20 protein-coding genes, 1 tRNA gene and 1 pseudogene are annotated in these 20,247 nt (G+C 63.0%); 16 read left to right on the top strand and 6 right to left on the bottom strand.

The window, feature by feature from the left end:
• The first annotated feature begins 76 nt into the window (after nucleotides 1-76).
• The 9 genes from uxaC to recQ all read left to right on the top strand — a co-directional run bounded on the left by uxaC (nucleotide 77) and on the right by recQ (nucleotide 9,416).
• Nucleotides 77-1,486, top strand: coding sequence for a glucuronate isomerase (gene uxaC, locus NKH21_RS14030; protein ID WP_352669448.1), 1,410 nt, complete (start codon nucleotides 77-79; stop codon nucleotides 1,484-1,486).
• A gap of 38 nt (nucleotides 1,487-1,524) precedes the next feature.
• On the top strand, nucleotides 1,525-2,502 hold the full coding sequence (locus NKH21_RS14025; protein ID WP_352489188.1) for a TRAP transporter substrate-binding protein: 978 nt from the start codon (nucleotides 1,525-1,527) through the stop codon (nucleotides 2,500-2,502).
• 103 nt (nucleotides 2,503-2,605) lie between these two features.
• Nucleotides 2,606-3,133: a TRAP transporter small permease gene (locus NKH21_RS14020; protein WP_352669521.1), complete on the top strand. Its 528-nt coding sequence runs from the start codon at nucleotides 2,606-2,608 to the stop codon at nucleotides 3,131-3,133.
• A gap of 4 nt (nucleotides 3,134-3,137) precedes the next feature.
• A complete protein-coding gene (locus tag NKH21_RS14015) occupies nucleotides 3,138-4,418 on the top strand; it encodes a TRAP transporter large permease (protein ID WP_292656436.1) in 1,281 nt (426 codons plus the stop codon).
• 10 nt (nucleotides 4,419-4,428) lie between these two features.
• Nucleotides 4,429-5,205 carry a FadR/GntR family transcriptional regulator gene (locus tag NKH21_RS14010; protein WP_352669446.1) on the top strand — a complete coding sequence of 259 codons (777 nt, stop codon included), beginning with the start codon at nucleotides 4,429-4,431 and terminating at the stop codon, nucleotides 5,203-5,205.
• A 28-nt stretch (nucleotides 5,206-5,233) separates the two neighbouring features.
• Nucleotides 5,234-6,091 (top strand): 5-dehydro-4-deoxy-D-glucuronate isomerase, encoded by an 858-nt coding sequence (gene kduI, locus NKH21_RS14005; protein WP_352669444.1) that lies wholly within the window; start codon nucleotides 5,234-5,236, stop codon nucleotides 6,089-6,091.
• Entirely contained in the window at nucleotides 6,088-6,855 is a 768-nt protein-coding gene (gene kduD, locus NKH21_RS14000; protein ID WP_352669442.1) for a 2-dehydro-3-deoxy-D-gluconate 5-dehydrogenase KduD, read from the top strand. The genes kduI and kduD overlap by 4 nt, the downstream gene beginning before the upstream one ends.
• A gap of 23 nt (nucleotides 6,856-6,878) precedes the next feature.
• Nucleotides 6,879-7,217 carry a cupin domain-containing protein gene (locus tag NKH21_RS13995; protein WP_352669439.1) on the top strand — a complete coding sequence of 113 codons (339 nt, stop codon included), beginning with the start codon at nucleotides 6,879-6,881 and terminating at the stop codon, nucleotides 7,215-7,217.
• 360 nt (nucleotides 7,218-7,577) lie between these two features.
• Complete coding sequence (gene recQ, locus NKH21_RS13990; RefSeq protein WP_352669437.1) at nucleotides 7,578-9,416, top strand: DNA helicase RecQ; 1,839 nt, start codon at nucleotides 7,578-7,580, stop codon at nucleotides 9,414-9,416.
• A gap of 21 nt (nucleotides 9,417-9,437) precedes the next feature.
• On the opposite strand, the gene NKH21_RS13985 is transcribed toward recQ, so the two are convergent.
• The gene (locus NKH21_RS13985; RefSeq protein WP_352865587.1) at nucleotides 9,438-9,656 is read right to left on the bottom strand and encodes a hypothetical protein; all 219 of its coding nucleotides are present in this window, start codon (nucleotides 9,654-9,656) and stop codon (nucleotides 9,438-9,440) included.
• Between the two features lie 209 nt (nucleotides 9,657-9,865).
• Nucleotides 9,866-10,783 (bottom strand): alpha/beta fold hydrolase, encoded by a 918-nt coding sequence (locus tag NKH21_RS13980; RefSeq protein WP_352669431.1) that lies wholly within the window; start codon nucleotides 10,781-10,783, stop codon nucleotides 9,866-9,868.
• Nucleotides 10,784-11,517: 734 nt separating this feature from the next.
• On the opposite strand from NKH21_RS13980, the gene NKH21_RS13975 reads away from it, so the two are divergent.
• Entirely contained in the window at nucleotides 11,518-12,117 is a 600-nt protein-coding gene (locus tag NKH21_RS13975) for a TetR/AcrR family transcriptional regulator (RefSeq protein ID WP_352669429.1), read from the top strand.
• A 77-nt stretch (nucleotides 12,118-12,194) separates the two neighbouring features.
• Nucleotides 12,195-12,770, top strand: a complete 576-nt coding sequence (locus NKH21_RS13970; protein ID WP_352669426.1) for a DUF308 domain-containing protein — start codon at nucleotides 12,195-12,197, stop codon at nucleotides 12,768-12,770.
• 132 nt (nucleotides 12,771-12,902) lie between these two features.
• Here the strand turns inward: NKH21_RS13970 and NKH21_RS13965 are convergent, their stop codons facing one another.
• From NKH21_RS13965 to NKH21_RS13955, 3 genes are all read right to left on the bottom strand, one after another.
• Complete coding sequence (locus NKH21_RS13965; protein WP_352666087.1) at nucleotides 12,903-13,700, bottom strand: DUF2182 domain-containing protein; 798 nt, start codon at nucleotides 13,698-13,700, stop codon at nucleotides 12,903-12,905.
• Nucleotides 13,701-13,761: 61 nt separating this feature from the next.
• Nucleotides 13,762-14,400 carry a DUF1326 domain-containing protein gene (locus NKH21_RS13960; RefSeq protein ID WP_352666088.1) on the bottom strand — a complete coding sequence of 213 codons (639 nt, stop codon included), beginning with the start codon at nucleotides 14,398-14,400 and terminating at the stop codon, nucleotides 13,762-13,764.
• 423 nt (nucleotides 14,401-14,823) lie between these two features.
• Nucleotides 14,824-14,913 (bottom strand) — tRNA-Ser (locus tag NKH21_RS13955).
• A 338-nt stretch (nucleotides 14,914-15,251) separates the two neighbouring features.
• On the opposite strand from NKH21_RS13955, the gene NKH21_RS13950 reads away from it, so the two are divergent.
• The 3 genes from NKH21_RS13950 to NKH21_RS13940 all read left to right on the top strand — a co-directional run bounded on the left by NKH21_RS13950 (nucleotide 15,252) and on the right by NKH21_RS13940 (nucleotide 17,015).
• Nucleotides 15,252-15,944, top strand: coding sequence for a 50S ribosomal protein L21 (locus NKH21_RS13950; RefSeq protein ID WP_352865584.1), 693 nt, complete (start codon nucleotides 15,252-15,254; stop codon nucleotides 15,942-15,944).
• Nucleotides 15,945-16,041: 97 nt separating this feature from the next.
• Nucleotides 16,042-16,311 carry a 50S ribosomal protein L27 gene (gene rpmA, locus NKH21_RS13945; protein WP_023678077.1) on the top strand — a complete coding sequence of 90 codons (270 nt, stop codon included), beginning with the start codon at nucleotides 16,042-16,044 and terminating at the stop codon, nucleotides 16,309-16,311.
• 116 nt (nucleotides 16,312-16,427) lie between these two features.
• Complete coding sequence (locus tag NKH21_RS13940; RefSeq protein WP_352666090.1) at nucleotides 16,428-17,015, top strand: GNAT family N-acetyltransferase; 588 nt, start codon at nucleotides 16,428-16,430, stop codon at nucleotides 17,013-17,015.
• Between the two features lie 67 nt (nucleotides 17,016-17,082).
• Here NKH21_RS13940 and NKH21_RS13935 read toward each other — a convergent pair.
• A pseudogene (locus NKH21_RS13935) lies at nucleotides 17,083-17,894 on the bottom strand (endonuclease/exonuclease/phosphatase family protein).
• A gap of 171 nt (nucleotides 17,895-18,065) precedes the next feature.
• Between NKH21_RS13935 and obgE the strand changes: the two are divergent.
• Together obgE and proB are read left to right on the top strand one after the other, a co-directional pair.
• The gene (gene obgE / locus NKH21_RS13930) at nucleotides 18,066-19,097 is read left to right on the top strand and encodes a GTPase ObgE (RefSeq protein WP_352465645.1); all 1,032 of its coding nucleotides are present in this window, start codon (nucleotides 18,066-18,068) and stop codon (nucleotides 19,095-19,097) included.
• 2 nt (nucleotides 19,098-19,099) lie between these two features.
• Entirely contained in the window at nucleotides 19,100-20,245 is a 1,146-nt protein-coding gene (gene proB / locus NKH21_RS13925) for a glutamate 5-kinase (protein WP_352666091.1), read from the top strand.
• Nucleotides 20,246-20,247: the final 2 nt, after the last annotated feature.

The following is a 20,247-nucleotide window of genomic DNA, read 5'->3' as shown; positions in this document are numbered from 1 at the left end:
TCATACAACAACCCAGTTTTTGTATGTTGACATTATTTCTTTCCAACCCTACCGATGTCCAGATTGGGAGGATTACGTGGCCGCATTGACGGATCCGGATTTGCTGTTTCCCGCCGAGGCGCGCCCGCTTTCGCTGGCCCGCGATCTCTATGCTGCGGTCAAGGACCTGCCGATCGTCAGCCCGCACGGCCACACCGACCCGCGCTGGTATGCGCTCAACGAGGCGTTTCCGGATCCGGCGCAATTGCTGATCGTGCCGGACCACTACATTTTCCGTATGCTGTTCAGCCAGGGCGTTCGCCTTGAGGAGCTTGGCGTGCCGACTCTTGACGGCTCGCCGGTGGAGACCGACGGCAGGACGATCTGGCGGCGCTTCGCCGAGCATTACTACCTGTTCCGCGGCACGCCGACCCGGCTGTGGTTCGACCATGTTCTTGCCCACCTGTTCGGCATCGACGAGCCGCTGAATGCCAAGACGGCCGACCGCCATTACGACACGATCGCGATGCTGCTGCAGTGGGAGAATTTTCGCCCCCGAGCGCTGTTCGAGCGCTTCAACATTGAGGTCATCGCGACGACCGAAGGCGCGCTCGACGATCTCAGATGGCACCAGATGATCCGCGACAGCGGCTGGGAGGGCCGCGTCGTCACCGCCTATCGGCCGGACGCGGTCGTCGATCCCGATTTCGAAGGGTTCTCGGCCAATCTCGACCGGCTTGGCGAGATCACCGGGTGCGATACCGGCAACTGGGCCGGCTATCTCGATGCACATCGCCAGCGGCGGGCCTTCTTCAAAAGTTTCGGTGCGACTTCCTCCGATCACGGCCATCCAACGGCCGAAACCGCCAATCTCTCGGATGCCGCCGCGCAGGAGTTGTTCAACCGCATCCGCCGGGGCTCGGACGACGAGCGGGAGCGAAAACTGTTTCGCGCCCAGATGCTGACCGAGATGGCCAAGATGAGCCGCGACGACGGGCTGGTGCTGCAGATCCATCCCGGCTCCTGGCGCAATCATTCGCCGGCTATTTTTCACAAGTTCGGCAGGGACAAAGGCTTCGATATCCCGACCCGCACCGATTATGTGACGGCGCTGAAGCCGTTGCTCGACTGTGTCGGGCTGGAGCGCGACCTCACCATCATCCTCTTCACCCTCGACGAGACGAGCTATGCGCGCGAGCTGGCGCCGCTCGCCGGCGTCTACCCGGCATTGAAGCTCGGGCCGGCCTGGTGGTTCCACGACAGCCCCGAAGGCATGCGCCGGTTCCGTGAGATGACCACCGAAACGGCCGGTTTCTACAACACCGTCGGTTTCAACGACGACACCCGCGCCTTTCCATCCATACCGGCCCGCCATGATGTGGCGCGCCGGGTCGATTGCGCATATCTGGCGCGTCTCGTCGCCGAGCATCGGCTCGGCGAAGACGAGGCGCACGAGCTGGCGCAGGAACTTGCCTATACGCTCGCGAAAAAGGCGTACCGGCTCTAACGGCGCTTGCCGCCATCGTTCAAAACGGGAGGAAACCAATGCTGCATTTTTCGAGATTGGCGGGAGCTACGCTACTTGCCGCCGCACTGCTGGCCGGAACGGCAAGCGCCCAGACGGTCCTGCGCTCCTCCGACACGCACCCGGACGGTTATCCGACGGTCGAGGCGGTCAAATATTTCGGCGAGCTCGTGAAAGAGCGCACGGCCGGCCGCTACGTGGTCGAGATCTATCCTTCCGCGCAACTCGGCGAGGAAAAGGACACGATCGAGCAGGTGCGCACCGGCGTGATCGATCTCAACCGCGTCTCGATGGCGCCGTTCAACGGGCTCATCCCGGAGACCACCGTGCCCTCGCTGCCCTACATCTTCCGTTCGGAAGAGCACATGCACAAGGTCATGGACGGGGCGATCGGCGACCAGATCGCGGCGGCGTTCGACCAGGTCGGGCTGGTGCTGCTTGCCTTTTACGACGGCGGCTCGCGCTCCTTCTACAATTCGAAGAAGCCGATCAACACCGTCGCCGATATGGCCGGGATGAAGTTCCGCGTCATCCAGTCCGACATCTTCGTCGACATGGTGGCGGCACTCGGCGCCAACGCGACGCCGATGCCGTATGGCGAAGTATATTCGGCGATCGAGACCGGGGTCATCGACGGCGCGGAAAACAATTTTCCGAGCTACGACACTGCCAAGCATGCGGAAGTCGCCAAGTACTATTCGCTCGACGAGCACACGATGGTGCCGGAAGCCTTCGTCATGGCGAAGTCGAGCTGGGACAAGCTGACGCCGGAAGACCAGGCGATCTTCAAGGCGGCCGCCAAGGAAAGCGTCGCCAAGCAGCGCGAGCTGTGGACTGCCAAGGTCAAGGAATCGCGCGCCAAGGTCGAGGCGGCCGGTTCGCAGATCACGACGCCGGACAAGCAGCCCTTCATCGACGCGATGGGGCCGGTCTATGAGAAGCATGTCAAGGACGACAAGCTGAAGGCCATGGTCGAAGCCATCAAGGCCGTGCAGTGATCAAGCGGCGGCGCGGACATTCCGCGCCGCCATCCTCCTGGGGAGAAAACCGGTGACTTCCAGCCCAAAACCAACACCGCTCCTGTCGGGCGTCGCGCAAGTGATGTCGCGCGTCAGCACGGCGGCGCTGTCGATCGCCGGCATCGGGCTGGTGCTGATGACCGCGTTCGTCGCCTGGCAGGTGTTCGGCCGCTACGTCCTGAACCGCTCGCCGAGCTGGACCGAGCCCGGCTCGGTGATGCTGATGAGCTGGTTCATTTTCCTCGGCGCTGCCGTCGGTGTGCGCGAGAACTATCATCTTGGCTTCGACGTCCTGCTCTACGTGCTGCCGAAAGGCGGCAAGCGCTGGCTGCGGATGATTTCGGATATTGTCGCGCTCGCCTTCGGCATCGGCATGATCTGGTATGGCAGCCAGCTGGTCGCATTGACCTGGGGCTCCGTCTTGCCGTCACTCGGCATATCGGGAGGCTGGGACTATGTCCCGCTTGTCGCGGGAGGCGCGCTCATCGTGCTTTTCACGCTGGAGCGCATCGTGCTTCGTCTCTCCGGCGCACCGATCGACGATGCCCTCGATGAACTGCCGCCGGCTGAAGTCGCGGCCGAACTCGATACCGCCAAGGTGAAGGTCTGACGCCATGGAACTGTGGATTCTCTTCGGCGTCTTCACTCTGCTGATGCTCATCGGCACGCCGATCGCTTTTTGCCTGGGCGTCGCAAGCCTTGCCACCGTCCTTTATATGGGCCTGCCGCCGCTCATCGTGTTCCAGCGCCTGAATTCCGGCATGAGCGTCTTTTCGCTGCTGGCCATTCCGTTTTTCATCTACGCCGGCGACTTGATGGTGCGCGGCGGCATCGCCAGCAAGATCGTTGCCTTCGCCGGCTCGCTCGTCGGCCATTTGCGCGGCGGCCTCGGCCAGGTCAACATCGCCACCGCCACACTCTTCGGCGGCATTTCCGGCTCGGCGGTTGCGGAGGCAGCGGCGGTAGGCGGCCTGATGATCCCGCAGATGAAAGCGCGTGGATATGGGGCGGACTACGCCGTCAACGTCACGTCGATGGCGGCGCTGATTGCGCTGCTGCTGCCGCCGTCGCACAACATGATCATCTACTCGATCTCGGCAGGCGGAAAGATCTCCATCGCCGATCTGTTCACGGCCGGTATCATCCCGGGCCTGCTACTGGCCCTGTCGCTGATGGTCACCGCCTATATCGTGGCGCGCTCGCGCGGCTATCCGACCGAGGCGTTTCCGGGCTTCACCGCCGTCGCGCATCTTTTCGCCGTTGCGGTGCCCGGCCTGCTGCTGATCGCGATCATCTTCGGCGGCGTGCGATCGGGCGTCTTCACCGCCACCGAGAGTTCCTGTATCGCCGTCATCTATGCGCTGCTCGTGACCGTCTTCGTTTACCGGCAGATGACCTGGGAAGGGTTCGTTCATGCCACCCATGGCGCCGTGCGCACCACGGCCATGGTGCTGCTCATCATCGGCATGGCGGCGGCGTTCTCGTGGCTGATGGCCTTCCTGAAAGTGCCGGCAGCGTTGATAGCCTCCATGAACGCGATCTCGGACGATCCGCTGGTCGTGCTTCTCCTGCTCAACCTCTTGATGCTGTTCCTCGGCACGTTCATGGACATGGGGCCGACGATCATCATTTGCACGCCGATCTTCCTGCCCGTGGCGCAGGCCTACGGCGTCGATCCGGTGCATTTCGGCGTCATCATGATCCTCAATTTCGGCATCGGACTGAACACGCCGCCGGTGGGCGCAGTGCAGTTCGTGGCGTGTGCCGTGGGCAAGATATCCGTCTGGGAATCGATGCGCTCGATCTGGCCGTTCTATGCGGCAGGCCTCGTGGTGCTTGCGCTCGTCACTTACATTCCGGCCATTTCGCTATGGCTGCCGAGTGTCTTCAAATAGGGGGTGCGACATGGCCTCGGATACCGCAGTCGATCTCCGCGTCGAACGAAGACCGAAGCTTTCGGAAACCGTCGTCGCGGCGATCCGCAAACAGCTGCAGGCGGGTGAGATCCAGCCCGGGCAAAAGCTGCCGACCGAGGGTCAGTTGACTGAAACCTTCGGGGTCAGCCGCACCGTGATACGCGAGGCGCTGGCCAAGCTTGCCGCAGACGGCCTGGTCGAGCCGCGCCAAGGCGCCGGCGTCTTCGTCACCGAGCATATCTCGACTGCGTTCGGTGCGCTGGCAGCGGAGATGGGCAGCAAGGACTCGATCGCCCTCAACGTGCTCGAAGTCAGGTTGGCGATCGAGATCGAATCCGCCGGGCTCGCTGCCATCCGCCGCAACGCCGCGCAGGAAGCGGCGATCCAGGAAGCTTTTTTCGAATTCGAACGGCTGCTCCTCAACAGCGAGCCGACGGGACCGGCCGACCTTGCCTTCCACCGCGCTATCGCCAGCGCCACCAACAATCCGTTCTATGTCGAGATGCTCGACGTGCTCGGCCGCCGCGCCATTCCTTGCGACGTGACCTCGCCCTGGTCGACCGAGATCGCCCAATCGGACGCCTATCAGCGCGGCCTGCAACGAGAGCATCTGGTGATCCTCAATGCCATCTCGGCAGGCGATGCCGAGGGGGCCCGGGAGGCGATGCGCGCGCATCTCGGTGCCAGCCAGCAGCGCTATCGCGAGCGCCTGCACGCGCGCCAGGTTTTTTATGCCGACTCGGTCAAGGCCGCGGCAACCGAATAAGCAATTGAGGCAGCCCCATGGGACAGCAATGAATCACACCGACAATCATACCGATTTCACCTCCCGCTTCGCCATCGATCCTGTTTCTGCCGCAGCCATGGGAACGGACGAGCTGCGACACAATTTCCTGATCGAGGACTTGTTTCAGCCCGGCCGCATCAGCCTGACGTACACCCATTACGACCGTATGATCGTCGGCGGCGCCATGCCCGCCGGTACACCCCTGACGCTGCAGGCAATCAAGCCGACCGGGACCAAGAATTTTCTCGACCGCCGTGAGATGATCATTGTCAACGTCGCCGGCGCGGGCATCGTGAAAGCCGGCGGTCAATCCTTCGAGTTGCAGGCGCGCGACATGCTTTATCTCGGCATGGGCACGAATGAGGTATCGTTCGCTGCGACCAACCCGGCTGAGCCGGCAAAATTCTACCTGCTCAGCGCGCCGGCGCATCAGAGCCATCCCAACCGGCTGATCCGCATCGGCGATGCCAAGCGGCTCGATCTAGGCAGCCAGGCAACCTCCAACGAGCGCTCGATCTTCCAGTTCATCCATGCCGATGGCGTAAAGACCTGTCAGCTTGTCGTCGGCATGACGCAGCTTGCCTCCGGTTCGGTCTGGAACACCATGCCATGCCATGTGCATGACCGGCGCATGGAGGCCTATCTCTATTTCGACCTGCCGGAGGCAGCCCGGGTGTTTCACTTCATGGGCGAGCCGGACGAAACGCGCCATCTCGTCATGCGTAACGAGGAGGCGGTGCTGTCGCCGGGATGGTCGATCCATTCGGGCGCCGGCACCTCGAACTACGCCTTCATCTGGGCGATGGCCGGCGACAATGCCGACTATACCGATGTCGACCTGGTAACGATGGAAGAGCTCAAGTGAGCGACCTCTCGGCCTTCAGCCTTGCCGGTAAGCGCATTCTCGTCACCGGCGCCAATACCGGCATCGGCCAGGGCATCGCCGTGTCGGTCGCGCGTGCCGGCGGCGCGGTCGTCGGCGTCGGCCGCTCGGCGATGGACGAGACCGCGGAGAAGATTGCAGCAGCCGGCGGCCGCTTCGAGGCTGTCCGCTGCGATCTTGGCGATGATGCAGCCGCCCAGGCGATGCTTGACCGCGTCTGGGACGACACCGGGCCGCTCGACGGCCTGGTCAACAATGCCGGCATTATCCGGCGTGCCGATGCGGTCGAACTGACCGAAGCCGACTGGGACGACGTCATCGGTGTCAATCTGAAGACGGTATTCTTCCTCAGCCAGCGCTTTGCCAGGCGCGTGCTCGCCGATCCGGCGCGGCGCGGCAAGATCGTCAACATCGCTTCGGTGCTGAGTTTTCAGGGCGGCATCCGCGTCGCCTCCTACACCGCCTCCAAACATGGCGTACTCGGCATTACACGGCTGCTGGCGTGCGAATGGGCGGCAAAGGGCATCAACGTCAACGGCATTGCGCCCGGCTATATCGAGACCAACAACACCGAGGCGCTGCGCGCCGATCCCGACCGCAGCGCGTCGATCCTGGCGCGCATTCCGGCCGGGCGCTGGGGCGCGGCGGAGGACATCGGCGACGCAGCCGTCTTCCTGCTGGCGCCGGCGTCGAACTATATGCATGGCGCGGTGGTGCCGGTGGACGGCGGCTGGCTGGCGCGATGAACAGCGACAATGAGAGTTTGACGATGACCGGAATCAAAATCTTCTCGCATGCCGGCGAGGGTGCGTGGACGCCGACGCCCGACGGCAACTGCCGGCGCGTGCTCCTGCACACCGATGAGCTGATGATGGTTGAGTTCGGATTCGACAAGGGCGGCGTCGGCGCGCTGCATTCGCACCCGCACGTCCAGGCGAGCTACGTCGCCGAAGGCCGCTTCGAAGTCACCATCGACGGCAGGACCGAGATCCTGGAGACCGGAAGCAGCTTCATCGTCCGGTCCAACCTTGTCCATGGCGTCAAGGCGCTGGAGGCGGGACGACTGGTCGACAGCTTCACGCCGCACCGCGCCGATTTCCTCGACTGAGCCGCTGGCGCGAAGATCAGGCAGCCGGTTCTCGGAACGAAAAACCCGCGCCTCCGGAGAGACGCGGGCGTGTTGCCTGGGCGCTTGTGGCGCCGCGGTACTCAAAACATCACCGCAGAACCTGAACCTGCCGAATGATGGTGAAGATAGGATTAACCGCTCCGAGGCGGCGCGATATTCACAGCCAAAGCGAATAGGGGCTGGAACGACGGTCTGATATCGGCCAATGAGAGAGAGGTTCGCTTCAGGCGGTGCCGAGGAGGACCGGAGGGGTCGATAAATGTTCGAATCTGCTGTCCAGGCAATCACTTGGCGATTCGCCGGGAAATTTCGGCAGGTCGTGCCTCCGAAAGTTCTGTAATGCAGGCAGCAGCGAGCATCCCGGCGGAGGATTCCAAGCGGCGCGTCCTGAAGGATGTCTTCGGCTTCGATGACTTTCGTCTCGGCCAGGCGCCCGTTATGGAGGCGCTGCTGGCCGGGCGCCATGTGCTGGCTGTCATGCCGACCGGCGCCGGCAAATCGCTCTGCTACCAGGTCCCGGCGCTGGTGCTGGGCGGGCTCACCATTGTCGTTTCGCCGCTGGTGGCGCTGATGCAGGATCAGGTCGCCGCATTGCGCCTTGCCGGCGTGGCGGCCGATACGATCAATTCCTCGCTCGACCGCGACGCCAATGTCGCTGCATGGCGCCGCGTCGCGGCAGGCCAGACACGCCTGCTCTATCTTGCACCGGAGCGGCTAATGACGGTGCGAATGCTCGAGGCGTTGACCAAGCTCGATGTCCGGCTGATGGCCATCGACGAGGCGCATTGCATCTCGCAATGGGGACCGGCGTTCCGGCGCGAATACGAAGAGTTGTCGAGACTACGTGATGTCTTCCCGAAAGTGCCGATCATTGCGTTGACGGCGACGGCGGACGAGGCGACGCGCACCGACATTGCCGCGCAACTGTTCGATGGGCGCGTCGATACCGTGGTGCTCGGCTTCGACCGGCCGAACATCAAGCTAAGCATCGAGCCCAAGCAGGACAGCAAGCGCCAACTGCTAGGCTTCGTGCAGCGCCATGCGGGCCGCAGCGGGATCGTCTATTGCCTGTCACGCAAAAAGACCGAGGAGATGGCGGCGTTCCTCGAGCGGAACGGCGTACGCGCGCTCGCCTATCATGCCGGCATGAGCAAGGACGCGCGCGAAGCGAATCAAAACGCTTTCATGACCTTGTCCGGCGTGGTGATGGTAGCGACCATCGCCTTCGGCATGGGGATCGACAAGCCGGATGTCGCCTATGTCTTCCACACCGACCTGCCGGGCAGTCTTGAGGCCTATTATCAGGAAATCGGGCGGGCGGGCCGCGACGGGCGAGCGGCCGAGGCACATATGCTCTTCGGTCTCGGCGATATCCGCATGCGCCGGCTTTTCATCGAAGACGAGGACGCACCGGCTGAGCACAAAAGGCGCGCGCATGGCCGGCTCGATACGCTGATCGGCTATTGCGAGACGACGCAGTGCCGCCGCCAGATCCTGCTTGGCTATTTCGGCGAAAATGCTTCGCATTGCGGCAATTGCGACAACTGCCTCGACCAGGCGCCGCATGCGGATGGCGAGGCGGAGGCGCGGATCATCCTGGCGGCGATCACACAGACCGGCGAGCGCTTTGGCGCCGCCCATGTCGTCGATGTTCTGCTCGGCCATGAGACCGAGAAGGTCCTGGACAGGAACCACCATAGGCTTGCCAGCTTCGGCACCGGTGTGGCGCACAAGAAAAACGTGTGGCTGTCGCTGGTCCGCCAGCTCGTCGCGGGAGGGTTCCTGACATTGGACCCAGCCGGCCATGGCGGCCTCGCCATTGCCGAGAAGGGCCGTGCGCTGGCTCGGGGCGAGGCCTCGTTCCGGTATCGCGTGGACGCGCGCCAGTTATCGCGAGGCAAGATACGGACCGTACAGGATACCGCAGCAGGCACGGAAGGTCTGGATTCGGCGCTGCTGGCCGCGCTCAAGGCGGTACGGCTGCGTCTTGCCCGCGAACGCCAGGTGCCGGCCTTCGTGGTCTTTTCGGATCGTACACTGATCGATATGGCCGAACGCTGCCCGCGTGATCTGGACGCCTTCGCCGCGGTCAACGGCGTCGGCGCCGCCAAGCTCAAGGATTTCGGCGAGATATTCCTCGGCGCGATCGCTGCGCATCAATCCGGTCTGTCGGGTTGAAGACCCACTCCAGCGGCGCAATCAGCACCGGCTTCGTCTCGCCGCTGCAATCGCTGCCTCCTGCTGCCGCAAGCGCTCGATCTTCGCACTCTGGCGGGCAGCCACGGTCGCGGCGACACGCTGTCCTCCCAACAGCCAGCTCGGAATGTTGGTGTGGACGACTTTGCCGCGAGCAATGGCCGTTGCCGACATTTCGTCGGCGACCGCGCCTATCGCCACGTTGAGCTCGACGCAACTCATCTTGTCGTATTTCGCAGCATCAAAGGATGCCGGCAAAGGCGATGCGCAACTTGCGACAAACATCAGGCTGCATATTACAGGCGTGGCCGTGGAGATCGCCTTCATTCCCTTATCAAGCACGTTGATGCCGGACGGGCGGATTTCGGAGGGTTCTCGATCTCGGGCGGCGAAGGGCTCCCGAGGTTCCGCGTAACTGAAGCATGTGACCTCTACAACACTCCGTGCTGACCGTCCTGTTTTTCTTCGAAGAATTCCGAGAGAGCCGCTGCCGTCTTGTCGGGGTGCTCTTCCGGGAAAAAGTGCCCGCCTTGGACGGCCCGTCCTTCCACTCTGTCGGCCCATTTCCTCCAGATGACCAGCGGCCCGCCTTCTTGCGCATACCAGTTCTCCAGAGCGCCTTCGCTACTCCATAGCGCCAGTAGCGGACACTCGATGCGACGACCGTTTGCCTGGTTCAGCGCGTCATGTTCACGATCGATCGTCGCAGCGGCGCGATACTCTTCGCAGATTGCATGAATATGCGCGGGATCACGAAGCGCATCAACATAGGCGTCCCTGACCTCTTTGGAGACCATTTTTGCCGACGATCCCCACTGCGTTATCGCATCGTCGACGACGGCATCGGGAGCCGCGCCGATCAGACGTTCCGGCAGGGGCTCCGGCTGGGCAAGAAGGCTCCATGGCCAGAAGCCGAGCGCCAGTCTGGCATCCGCCCGATCCCATGTTGCGGCGGTGGGGATGATGTCGAGGACGGCGATCTTGAGTACTTTGTCGGGATGGTCGAGCGCCAGGCGATGGGCAACCCGTCCGCCACGATCATGCCCGGCAACCATGAACCGCTCAAACCCCAGCTGCTTCATGACTTGAACCATGTCGCCGGCCATGGCGCGTTTGGCGTATAGGCTATGATCGGCAGAGGAAACCGGACATCCGCTTCGTCCATAGCCTCGCAGGTCGGCGGCGACCACAGTGAAGCGGGGCGCCAAGGCTTCGGCGATATCCCTCCACATCAGATGCGTCTCTGGAAAACCGTGAAGAAGCAGTAGCGGCGGACCGGTGCCACCGACCCTTGCGAAGATGGTCGTATCGTCTAGTTCCAAGCTGGTGGCTCTGAAACCTGCAAACACCGTCAGCCTCCTCCGCGCCCTTAGGAAAGCTCCCTAAGGGCGCAAACGGCCGCCTGAGGCGAAAACCCCGGCCGCGATGGCCAGGGTTCATGCCGGCCAGTTGCTAGAATCGAAACCAGACCCAGACGCGCCTGCGGAAGCACCGCCTACGCCGATAGCCATTTCGCCAGTAAACGCGACAGACCCTTCTCCAAGCGCGCCGGCGGCGGCGACGCGGCCGGTGCCACCGGCGATGATAGATTGGTTGCAACTCTGCTTGAGTTTCGTCGTCGTCGAAGGTCTCGACATCCGGCGCCTCGAGTTCATCGAGAATGCCGCTTCTGGCAGTTGGAACGCCGGCCACTGCGTTGATTGGCCGAACTGTGCTTGCAAGGGCCGCAGCCCCCGCAATGCCAAACATTCCTGTCAAAAATAGTCGCCGATCCATGGAAACCTCCCGATCTCAACCAGCGATAGAACAAGGCTAACGATGGGGAGATAGCGCAGTCGGTGCAAACGCCTAGAGCCGCGCGGCGATTGCGATGATCCGGTCGGCCGGAGGGTGTCGCCGCCTGCGAAGTGGGACGGCTACCTCGATCGACAAACACCCCGCTTTTGAATGGATGGGGGCCGAGAAACAATGAAGATCGAATGACGTCTACGCCATAGCCACCCGATTTCACGCTACTCTCTCCTTGGTTCGCCGCATCGCAACGAGGCTTGACTGCCATCCTACCAGAAGGTAGGTAGAGGGCATGAGCAACTTGTCTACCACCTCTGATGACATCCTGGCTTGTGCACGTTCACTGATCGTCGCTGGCGGCTACAACGGTTTCAGTTATGCCGACATCGCTGATGTGGTCGGGATCCGTAAGGCGAGCATCCATCACCATTTCCCAAGCAAGGTCGATCTGGTCCGAACGCTGGTTGCGCGGTATCGGGAGGAAGCTGAAGCGGGGCTGGCAAATGTCGAACTTCACGAATCCGATCCGCTCGAACAGTTGGGGATCTATGCCCGGTATTGGGAAGCCTGCATTGCGGACGTCAGCGCCCCGTTTTGCATCTGCGCGCTGTTGGCAAGCGAGCTCCCCGTTCTGCCCGAGGAAGTTGGCCTTGAGGTCCGGGCGCATTTCCGCTCCCTGTCGGCTTGGCTTACATCCGTGCTGGAGCGCGGCGCGCGACGCGGCCGATTTCAACTGGTGAGTACCCCTCGTGCCGAGGCTGAAGCGTTCATGGCGACTGTCCACGGCGCGATGCTTTCCGCACGGGCCTATGGCGACCCGAAGGTATTCGGCGTCGTGACAGGCCCGCTCCTGGAGCGGCTCGCTCCGCGTTCCCTCCAGATACGACCCTAAGACCTCAACGAACCATAGCCGTAATGGCTCTGCGACGTTCGTCGAGAGACCTACCTACTAGTCGAAAGGATGATCCAATGACGATTCACGATGGCGATCTTTCCCGCGCCAGCCAGGAACAATGGCTCAAGCTCTATTACTTCGCTCGGACGGCGTTCTCGGCTGTCTGGGTGGCGGCTGCCTTTACAGTGGGACAGCATTCCGGGGTGGTCGCGGCGGTTTTACTCGTGGCTTATCCTGCATGGGATGCCTTGGCCAATTTTGTCGACGCATCGCGCAGCGGAGGATTGGGACAGAATCGCACCCAGACCATCAACGTCGTGGTCAGTGTGGCGACAACGCTCGCGGTCGTTGTTGCGCTGAAGATGAGCATGAATTGGGTGCTCGGGGTGTTTGGCCTATGGGCGATCCTGTCCGGCCTGCTTCAACTCGGCACCGCTGTCCGCCGTTGGAAGAGCTCAGGTGCGCAGTGGGCGATGATCCTGAGCGGAGGGCAATCAGCACTGGCAGGCACGTTTTTCATCGCGCAGGCGCGGATGCCGATGCCGCCATCCATCGCCAACGTGGCCGGCTATGCCGCAGTAGGCGCCCTCTACTTCCTGGTTTCGGCGGTGTGGCTGAGCGTGAGCCAATTGCGGCGGAAAGTTGTATAGCGCGCCATCTTGAGCCAGCACCGACCCGACTGTCAGCTGCTAGCATCGGTTCGTCAAACAGAACGACCCGCCCTTACCCCTAAGGACTGAAAATGAGACCGATGTGTTCGGAATTTCACCAACCGGCTGGGGCTAGCCGCTCATCCAAGGCATCTCGATCGCGCCGAACGATACAGCGATCCCGAGGGCCATCAGCGCAATGCCCAAAGCAACTTCGAAGCGGCGGCCGCGCTGCAGCAGCTTCTCGACGAAGACGACCAGCGTCAACAGCAGCATCCAGGCGACGCTCATGATGCCCACCGCGACCAGCAAGGCAAACAGAGCCCAGCAGCAACCAAAGCAATAGAGTCCGTGCCGCAGCCCCATCTCGAGTGCGCCAACCCGGCCGTCGCGCCAATGCTGCGCAACGAAAGCGAGCGGCGAACGGCAATGGCTGAGGCAAATGTGCTTGAGGGTCGTGAATTGGTAGAGTCCGGCGACGCCAAGCGTCATACCGAGCGCGAGCGGCGCCCATTTCGAACGCTGAGGCGGATCGAGGCTCGTCGCAAACGCGCTTCCGAGCTGGACCAGGACATACACAAGAAGGCCCGCCGCCGCCCAGACGAGCATGTAGCCCGCGACGAATATCCACGCCGGGATAGCGACGTGCTGTTCGCGCCTGGCCTGCGCCGCTGCGAACATAAAGATCATGGGCGCGGCCGCCGGCAGCATCATAGCAGCCATCATCACCGTCCATACAGCAAGAAAGGCGGCGGCGCCGGCAAGCGACCAGCCGTCGGCGGCAATTCCGGCCGTCGCCATGCCGGCCATGCCTTCCATGCCCTCCATCCCGCCGCGCACCGCAATGCCCATAGGCATATCCATGCTGAGGGTCAGCGCCCACGCCGCCGCTGTTAGCACGACAAGCGATGCGAGAAGGCCGAGCGGCATGCCACGCAAATTCCGGAGCCGCCACGATTTCCCGGGGAACGCGTCAGGCATCGGCACGTCCCTAGTTCGGGCCGGTCCAGTCGAACGGAATGTGTTTGCTCGAGCGCGCCGTGCCCGTCCAGTCGAGCCCGAAGCCTTTGGTGCTCACCTCGACCGAACGCCCCCAGGTGGCAACCTGGCCCGGGCCGACCTCCGAGCCCGGCGGGTTGATCGTCTGCACCCGCTTGCCGGGTGGTGTCGTGGGACCTGAAAGCGCTTCCGCATGCCCGACGACGAGGCCAGGAATCTCGACCCGCCAGTTGGCAAGATCCCCCGCCACCTCGAAAGTGATCGGCACGAACTCCATGCCACGCATCTCGCCGATGTTGGCGGCAAAACCCGCCGGCCAGCCGCCAGCCTGCCCGCCGAAGATCGCCTGCAGGGCTTCACGTTGCCGTTCGTTCGCCTTCTCGTCGAGGTACATGCCCATCACGGCCTTTGCCTCGCCGGCCCATAGATTGCCTTCGAACTCTCCGAGCGCCACCAGCGACAGGCCGTCGAGCTTCACGTCGCCATACTGACCCTCGCGCACATGCCAGGCGAGCACACCCTGGCAATGATTGCCGGTCGGCCGCTGGGCGAACTCGCAAGGGCAAGGGATATCGCAGCTGCAGATGTCGAACCAGTCGCCTGCGAGCCGCCATTGAGGCACTGCATTCATGGCTCTTCCTCCCGGAATATAGAGCCATTTATACCTCGAAGGCGGTGCGCACTCCAGCAGTTAGTGCATCGCTCGCCGATTTTGGCGGCCTTGCCGCCGCAGACACAAGTCATAGCCGTCTTGATCCGCAACTGCGCGCAACAGAACCCAGCCGCCATCCAGTGCGACCACGGAAGTGGTTTTCTTGCTCCGTTCCATGTGATCGATGAGGTCGTGGGTAGGTTCGCGACGGGTCACCAAATACACAATCCGGCTGATGCTCGCTTGACCACGCTGCGGACTGACAACCTTCCGCAACACCGCTCGGTTGCCTGGTCACAACGACGTAGCGGGCTAATGCTAACGCCGGCTGCGATTGAGCTCCGCGACTTCACAAGCATTTATGGCTGCGTTCGGCAGGCAGTATCAAGAAATTAGGATCACTGGCGGAGAGGGAGGGATTCGAACCCCCGATGGGCTTGCACCCATGCCGCATTTCGAGTGCGGTGCATTCGACCACTCTGCCACCTCTCCGCGGTCATGGTCCGCCGTTGCCGGCGCGGCGCACTAGATAACGGCTGGACAGGCAGGTTACAAGGGCCAATCTGCCCCGGCGCCGCAGGTTCCCGTTCGTGCTTTCTTCAAGGCTCCGGTAGCCGCTGTTCGATATTTGGCGGACTGGGCTCAACTCATCCGCCTCTTGCCCGCGGCGCTTGCCTTGACTCAAGCCGAACCTTCGGTTAGGGACAGCGCGCAATCGGCGTGGAGGAATCTTCCGCGCCGCTTGTTTTTTGAACCCGCAGACTGACAAAAAGACGGCCGAACCGCCTGAAGCGGTTCATCAAGGCCGACCGAACAGCGAAAGGCAAAAAATGTTCGCAGTCATCAAAACGGGCGGCAAGCAGTATCGCGTTGCCGCCAACGATCTCCTGAAGATCGAAAAACTCGAAGCCAATGTCGGCGATATCGTCGAAATCGGCAATGTGCTCGCGCATGGCGAGGGCGAGAACGTCACGTTCGGCGCGCCGTTCGTCGATGGTGCGATGGTCACCGCCGAAGTCGTCGAGCAGGGCAAGAACCGCACCGTCATCGCCTTCAAGAAGCGCCGTCGGCAGAATTCGCGCCGCAAGATCGGCCATCGCCAGCTTTTGACCACCGTCAGGATCGCCGAGATCCTGCTGGGCGGCGCCAAGCCAGCGAAGAAGGCCGCCGCCAAGACCGAAGCGAAGGCCGAGGTTGCAGCCAAGACCGAGGCGAAGGCTGAAGCCGCGCCGAAGGCCGAAGCGAAGGCAGAGGCTGCGCCGAAGAAAGAAGCCAAGGCCGAGGCAAGTGAAGCCGCCGCGCCGTTGTTTAAGGCGCCGAAGGGCGAGCCGGATGACCTGACGGTGATCAAGGGCATCGGCCCGGTTGCCGCCGGCCAGCTCAACGAACAGGGCATCACCACCTTCGCCCAGATCGCCAAGCTGTCCGACAAGGATGTCGCCAAGATCGACGAGCACATGCCGTTCAGCGCCGACCAGATCAAGGACTGGCGCGAGCAGGCCAAGGAATTGGCGAAGAAGTAAAACGAACGGCGCAATCGTCGCCGGATCGGACTTGAAACGGAACGCGAACGCGTTCATAAGATCGTTTAGGCGCCTCGCGGCGCATCGGAGTAGTTAGATGGCACACAAGAAAGCTGGCGGATCGTCGCGCAATGGTCGCGACTCCCATTCCAAGCGGCTCGGCGTGAAGAAGTTCGGCGGCGAAGCCGTGATTCCGGGCAACATCATCATTCGTCAGCGTGGCACGACGTGGCATCCCGGCACCAATGTCGGCATTGGCACGGACCACACGCTGTTTGCGCTGGAAGCTGGCGCAGTCACCTTCAACAAAAAAGCCAATGGCCGAACCTACGTATCGGTGAACCCGATGACGAAGGCAGCGGAGTAGCCGGTTCCGCACGAGAACACCGGCACCCATCTCGGGACCGGTGTCTGGCCAAGCCAGGAAAAGGATCAGGGGAGATGGGTTTCCATCTCCCTTTTTCTTGCCTGGAGGACTTTGACATGGTTGCCGAAGCGGAAGACTCAGACGACGAAAGTTACACGATAGATTGCCCGGTGCTCGCGACCGAGCGGCTGGTCATGCGTGCCCCGCGTGAAGGCGACATCGAGCAATTGGTGGCGCTCGCCGACAACCGCCATGTCGCGGAAATGCTGGCTCGCATGCCGCATCCCTATGGCGAGGCGGAGGCACGCGCTTTCCTGGCCATGACGGCGTCGCGCCGGGCCGGAATCGCCTATGCGTTGACGCTGGCCGGCACCGAGACCTTCGTCGGCTGTGCCGGGCTCAACACTACGGATCGTGGGCTGGAGCTCGGCTACTGGATTGGCGAGCCGTACTGGAAACGCGGCTACGCGACGGAAGCGGCGCACGCACTGGTCGACCTTGCCTTCCAGAGAACCACGATCCAGGTGCTGCACGCCTCGACGCGGGTTATCAATCCGGCCTCGCGCCGGGTCATCCACAAATGCGGCTTCCAGTATGCCGGCCAGGGCATGCTGAATTCGATCGTTGCCGGCCAGGTGCCGGTCGAGCGCTACCGCCTCGACCGCAAGACCTGGACCAGCCTGCGGAACTGGGTGCATTTTTGATGGATGCGGCTCAGGCCATCTCGAGCCAGACCGGCAAGTGATCCGAACCGGCCACTTGCCGGTCGACCTACAGGCGCCTCAGCGATTTGGCAAGCGAAGCGCTGGTGAAGATGTAGTCGATGCGCTTGTAGCGGCTGGTATCGCCCGGCCGCTTGGGGTCGACCCAGGTGACGAGATCGGCGCAGGCAGCGCCGAGGCGTGTGGCGGCATCGATGGCGAGGTCGGCGGTCACCGGCATGCCAAATTCATGGTCAGGCTGGCCGGCGAGTTCGACGTGTTCCGGCGATCCGGCCAGCATGTTGAAGTCGCCCATAACGACGAAGGCTTCGGGACAAGGCAGATCCGGCAAGCCGATCTCGGCGACGCCGGAGAGCCCACCGCCATCGAGCGGGTAGTTCAACAGGCGCTGGCGCAGAAAGCGGATCTGGCTCAGGCGTTCAACCGGGCTGCGGTGGTCGAGATGGGTGGAATAGAAGCGGATCGAACCAAGCGGCGTTTCGATCAGCGCCTCCAGCGCGCCGCGCTGGAAGTTCATCGCCTCAAAACTGCGGCTGCGCGGCAAAAGGAGATTGCGCGACAGATGGATCGGCGTCCTCGACAGCACCATGTTGCCGAGCTGGAAGGTGGTCGTGATGGCGCGGCCGTTCTCCAGTCGCGAGCCGGCGTCGGCCTCGAAATTGCTGCCGTAGACGGCAAAATAGTCGGGCAGCGCCTCGCCGAGCTCGGCCACCATGTCGCGGCCGCCATTCTTCGGGTTGGCGCGGGTGACCTCCTGCAGCGCGATCAGTCGGCGCCGCGCACGGCATCGGCGATACGGCCGACATCATAGCGGCCATCGAGGCCGACGCCGTAGTGGATATTGTAAGTTACCAGCTTCATTCCGACATCTCGCGCTTAGAAAGCCGAGGATCGATTTTCGGCAAGGGTCAACCAAATGGCACGCGTCCAGAGCTACGCGCGACGCTACAGTAGCAAAAACGGCCCTCGCCCTTCGACCCGCCTTGGTTTAGAGCAATCCCGCAAAGCCAATAGCAGAAACCATACAATCCGATGAAATTTCTCGATCAAGCCAAGGTCTACATCCGCTCCGGCGACGGCGGCGCCGGTTCGGTGTCGTTTCGGCGCGAAAAGTTCATCGAGTTCGGCGGCCCGGACGGCGGCGATGGCGGCCGCGGCGGCGATGTCTGGGTCGAGGCGGTCGATGGGCTGAACACGCTGATCGACTATCGCTACCAGCAGCATTTCAAGGCCAAGACCGGGACGCACGGCATGGGCCGCAACATGACCGGCGCCAAGGGTGCCGACGTGACGCTGAAAGTGCCAGCCGGAACACAGGTCTTTGCCGAGGACAATGAGACACTGATCTGCGATCTGACGGTCGTCGGCCAGCGCTTTCTTTTGGCCAAGGGCGGCAATGGCGGCTTCGGCAACCAGCATTTCAAGACCTCGACCAACCAGGCGCCGCGCCGCGCCAACCCTGGACTGCCTGGCGAAGAGCTTAATATCTGGCTCAGGCTGAAGCTGATCGCCGATGCCGGCCTTGTCGGGCTGCCCAACGCCGGCAAGTCGACCTTCCTGGCGGCGGTCACCGCGGCCAAGCCGAAGATCGCCGACTATCCCTTCACCACGCTGCATCCGGGCCTTGGCGTGGCCCGCATCGACGGGCGTGAATTCGTCATCGCCGACATTCCCGGCCTGATCGAAGGCGCGCATGAAGGTGTCGGCATCGGCGACCGCTTCCTCGGCCATGTCGAACGCACGCGTGTCCTTCTGCATCTTGTCTCGGCGCAGGAAGAAAATCCCGCCAAGGCCTACAAGACCGTGCGCGCCGAACTCGACGCCTACGGCAACGGACTGACCGACAAAGTCGAGATCGTCGCGCTTTCCCAAGTCGACATACTCGACGCCGCCGCGCGCAAGACGAAAGCCGCCTCGCTGAAACGCGCCGCCGGCCGCGCGCCGATGCTGCTTTCGGCGGTCACCGGCGAAGGCGTCGAGGCGGTGTTGCGCGCGCTGATGGCTGTGGTGGCCGATGCGCGCGAGGCTGTCGCTGCGCCGGTCGAGACGCGCTGGAACACATAGCCATGGCCGCGCAATCGCTGAAAAATTATCGGCGCATTGCCGTCAAGATCGGCTCGGCGCTGCTTGTCGACCGCACGGCGGGCCTGAAGCGCGACTGGCTGGCCTCGCTTGCCAACGACATCGCCGTGCTGGCCAATGGCGGCGCCGAAATTCTCGTCGTGTCTTCCGGGGCGATTGCACTTGGCCGCACCATCCTCGACCTCGGCAAGCGAGCGCTGAAGCTCGAGGAGAGCCAGGCCGCTGCTGCCGTCGGGCAGATCGCTTTGGCCGGCGCCTGGTCGGATGCGCTCGGCAAGAATGGCTTGAAATCGGGCCAGATCCTGTTGACGCTCGGCGACACCGAAGAGCGCCGCCGTTATCTCAACGCGCGGGCGACGATCTCGACGCTGCTCAAGATGAAGGCGGTGCCGGTCATCAACGAGAACGACACGGTGGCCACCTCCGAAATCCGTTATGGCGATAACGACCGGCTGGCGGCGCGCGTCGCCACCATGATGGGCGCCGATCTACTGGTGCTGCTTTCCGACATTGACGGGCTCTACACGGCACCGCCGGGGCGCGATCTGCAAGCCCGGTTCATTCCGATCGTCGACCGCATCACCCCCGACATCGAGGCGATGGCGGGCGCCGCCGCTTCGGAATTGTCGCGCGGTGGCATGCGCACCAAGCTCGACGCCGGCAAGATCGCCACCGCAGCCGGTACCGCCATGATCATCACATCGGGCACGCGGCTGTCGCCGCTGCTGGCAATCGAGCGCGGCGAGCGCGCCACGTTCTTCCGGCCGAGCGCCAATCCGGTCAAAGGCTACAAGACCTGGATCGCCGGGCAGCTCGAACCGGCAGGACGGCTGACCGTCGATGCCGGCGCCATCGGCGCGCTGCTCTCCGGCAAGTCGCTGCTGCCGGCCGGTGTCAAACTTGTCAGCGGCAATTTTGCGCGTGGCGACACGGTGGCGATCCTGTCGCCCGAGGGCCGCGAGATAGCGCGCGGGCTGGTTGCCTATGATGCCGCCGATGCCGTAAGGATCGCGGGCCTGAAGACGACCGAGATCGAGACCGTGCTCGGCTACGAGGCGCGTTCGGCGATGATCCACCGCGACGACCTCGTGGTGAGCGGCGCGGCCGACGGAGATGCAGCCCGCCTTTGACG

Origin of the sequence: Mesorhizobium sp. M1329, assembly GCF_040318035.1 — a bacterium.
GTDB lineage: Bacteria > Pseudomonadota > Alphaproteobacteria > Rhizobiales > Rhizobiaceae > Mesorhizobium.
The sequence above is the reverse complement of the archived record's forward strand: the minus strand, read 5'-3'. Positions and strand labels throughout refer to the sequence as shown.

What these genes read in the sequence shown, in the direction of transcription:
- NKH21_RS14025 (WP_352489188.1), top strand. Translation starts at nt 1,525, where the DNA reads ATGCTGCATTTTTCGAGATTGGCGGGAGCTACGCTACTTGCCGCCGCA.
- NKH21_RS14020 (WP_352669521.1), top strand. Translation starts at nt 2,606, where the DNA reads ATGTCGCGCGTCAGCACGGCGGCGCTGTCGATCGCCGGCATCGGGCTG.
- NKH21_RS14015 (WP_292656436.1), top strand. Translation starts at nt 3,138, where the DNA reads ATGGAACTGTGGATTCTCTTCGGCGTCTTCACTCTGCTGATGCTCATC.
- NKH21_RS14010 (WP_352669446.1), top strand. Translation starts at nt 4,429, where the DNA reads ATGGCCTCGGATACCGCAGTCGATCTCCGCGTCGAACGAAGACCGAAG.
- kduI (WP_352669444.1), top strand. Translation starts at nt 5,234, where the DNA reads ATGAATCACACCGACAATCATACCGATTTCACCTCCCGCTTCGCCATC.
- NKH21_RS13995 (WP_352669439.1), top strand. Translation starts at nt 6,879, where the DNA reads ATGACCGGAATCAAAATCTTCTCGCATGCCGGCGAGGGTGCGTGGACG.
- recQ (WP_352669437.1), top strand. Translation starts at nt 7,578, where the DNA reads ATGCAGGCAGCAGCGAGCATCCCGGCGGAGGATTCCAAGCGGCGCGTC.
- NKH21_RS13985 (WP_352865587.1), bottom strand. Translation starts at nt 9,656, where the DNA reads ATGAGTTGCGTCGAGCTCAACGTGGCGATAGGCGCGGTCGCCGACGAA.
- NKH21_RS13975 (WP_352669429.1), top strand. Translation starts at nt 11,518, where the DNA reads ATGAGCAACTTGTCTACCACCTCTGATGACATCCTGGCTTGTGCACGT.
- NKH21_RS13970 (WP_352669426.1), top strand. Translation starts at nt 12,195, where the DNA reads ATGACGATTCACGATGGCGATCTTTCCCGCGCCAGCCAGGAACAATGG.
- NKH21_RS13965 (WP_352666087.1), bottom strand. Translation starts at nt 13,700, where the DNA reads ATGCCGCTCGGCCTTCTCGCATCGCTTGTCGTGCTAACAGCGGCGGCG.
- NKH21_RS13960 (WP_352666088.1), bottom strand. Translation starts at nt 14,400, where the DNA reads ATGAATGCAGTGCCTCAATGGCGGCTCGCAGGCGACTGGTTCGACATC.
- NKH21_RS13950 (WP_352865584.1), top strand. Translation starts at nt 15,252, where the DNA reads ATGTTCGCAGTCATCAAAACGGGCGGCAAGCAGTATCGCGTTGCCGCC.
- rpmA (WP_023678077.1), top strand. Translation starts at nt 16,042, where the DNA reads ATGGCACACAAGAAAGCTGGCGGATCGTCGCGCAATGGTCGCGACTCC.
- NKH21_RS13940 (WP_352666090.1), top strand. Translation starts at nt 16,428, where the DNA reads ATGGTTGCCGAAGCGGAAGACTCAGACGACGAAAGTTACACGATAGAT.
- obgE (WP_352465645.1), top strand. Translation starts at nt 18,066, where the DNA reads ATGAAATTTCTCGATCAAGCCAAGGTCTACATCCGCTCCGGCGACGGC.
- proB (WP_352666091.1), top strand. Translation starts at nt 19,100, where the DNA reads ATGGCCGCGCAATCGCTGAAAAATTATCGGCGCATTGCCGTCAAGATC.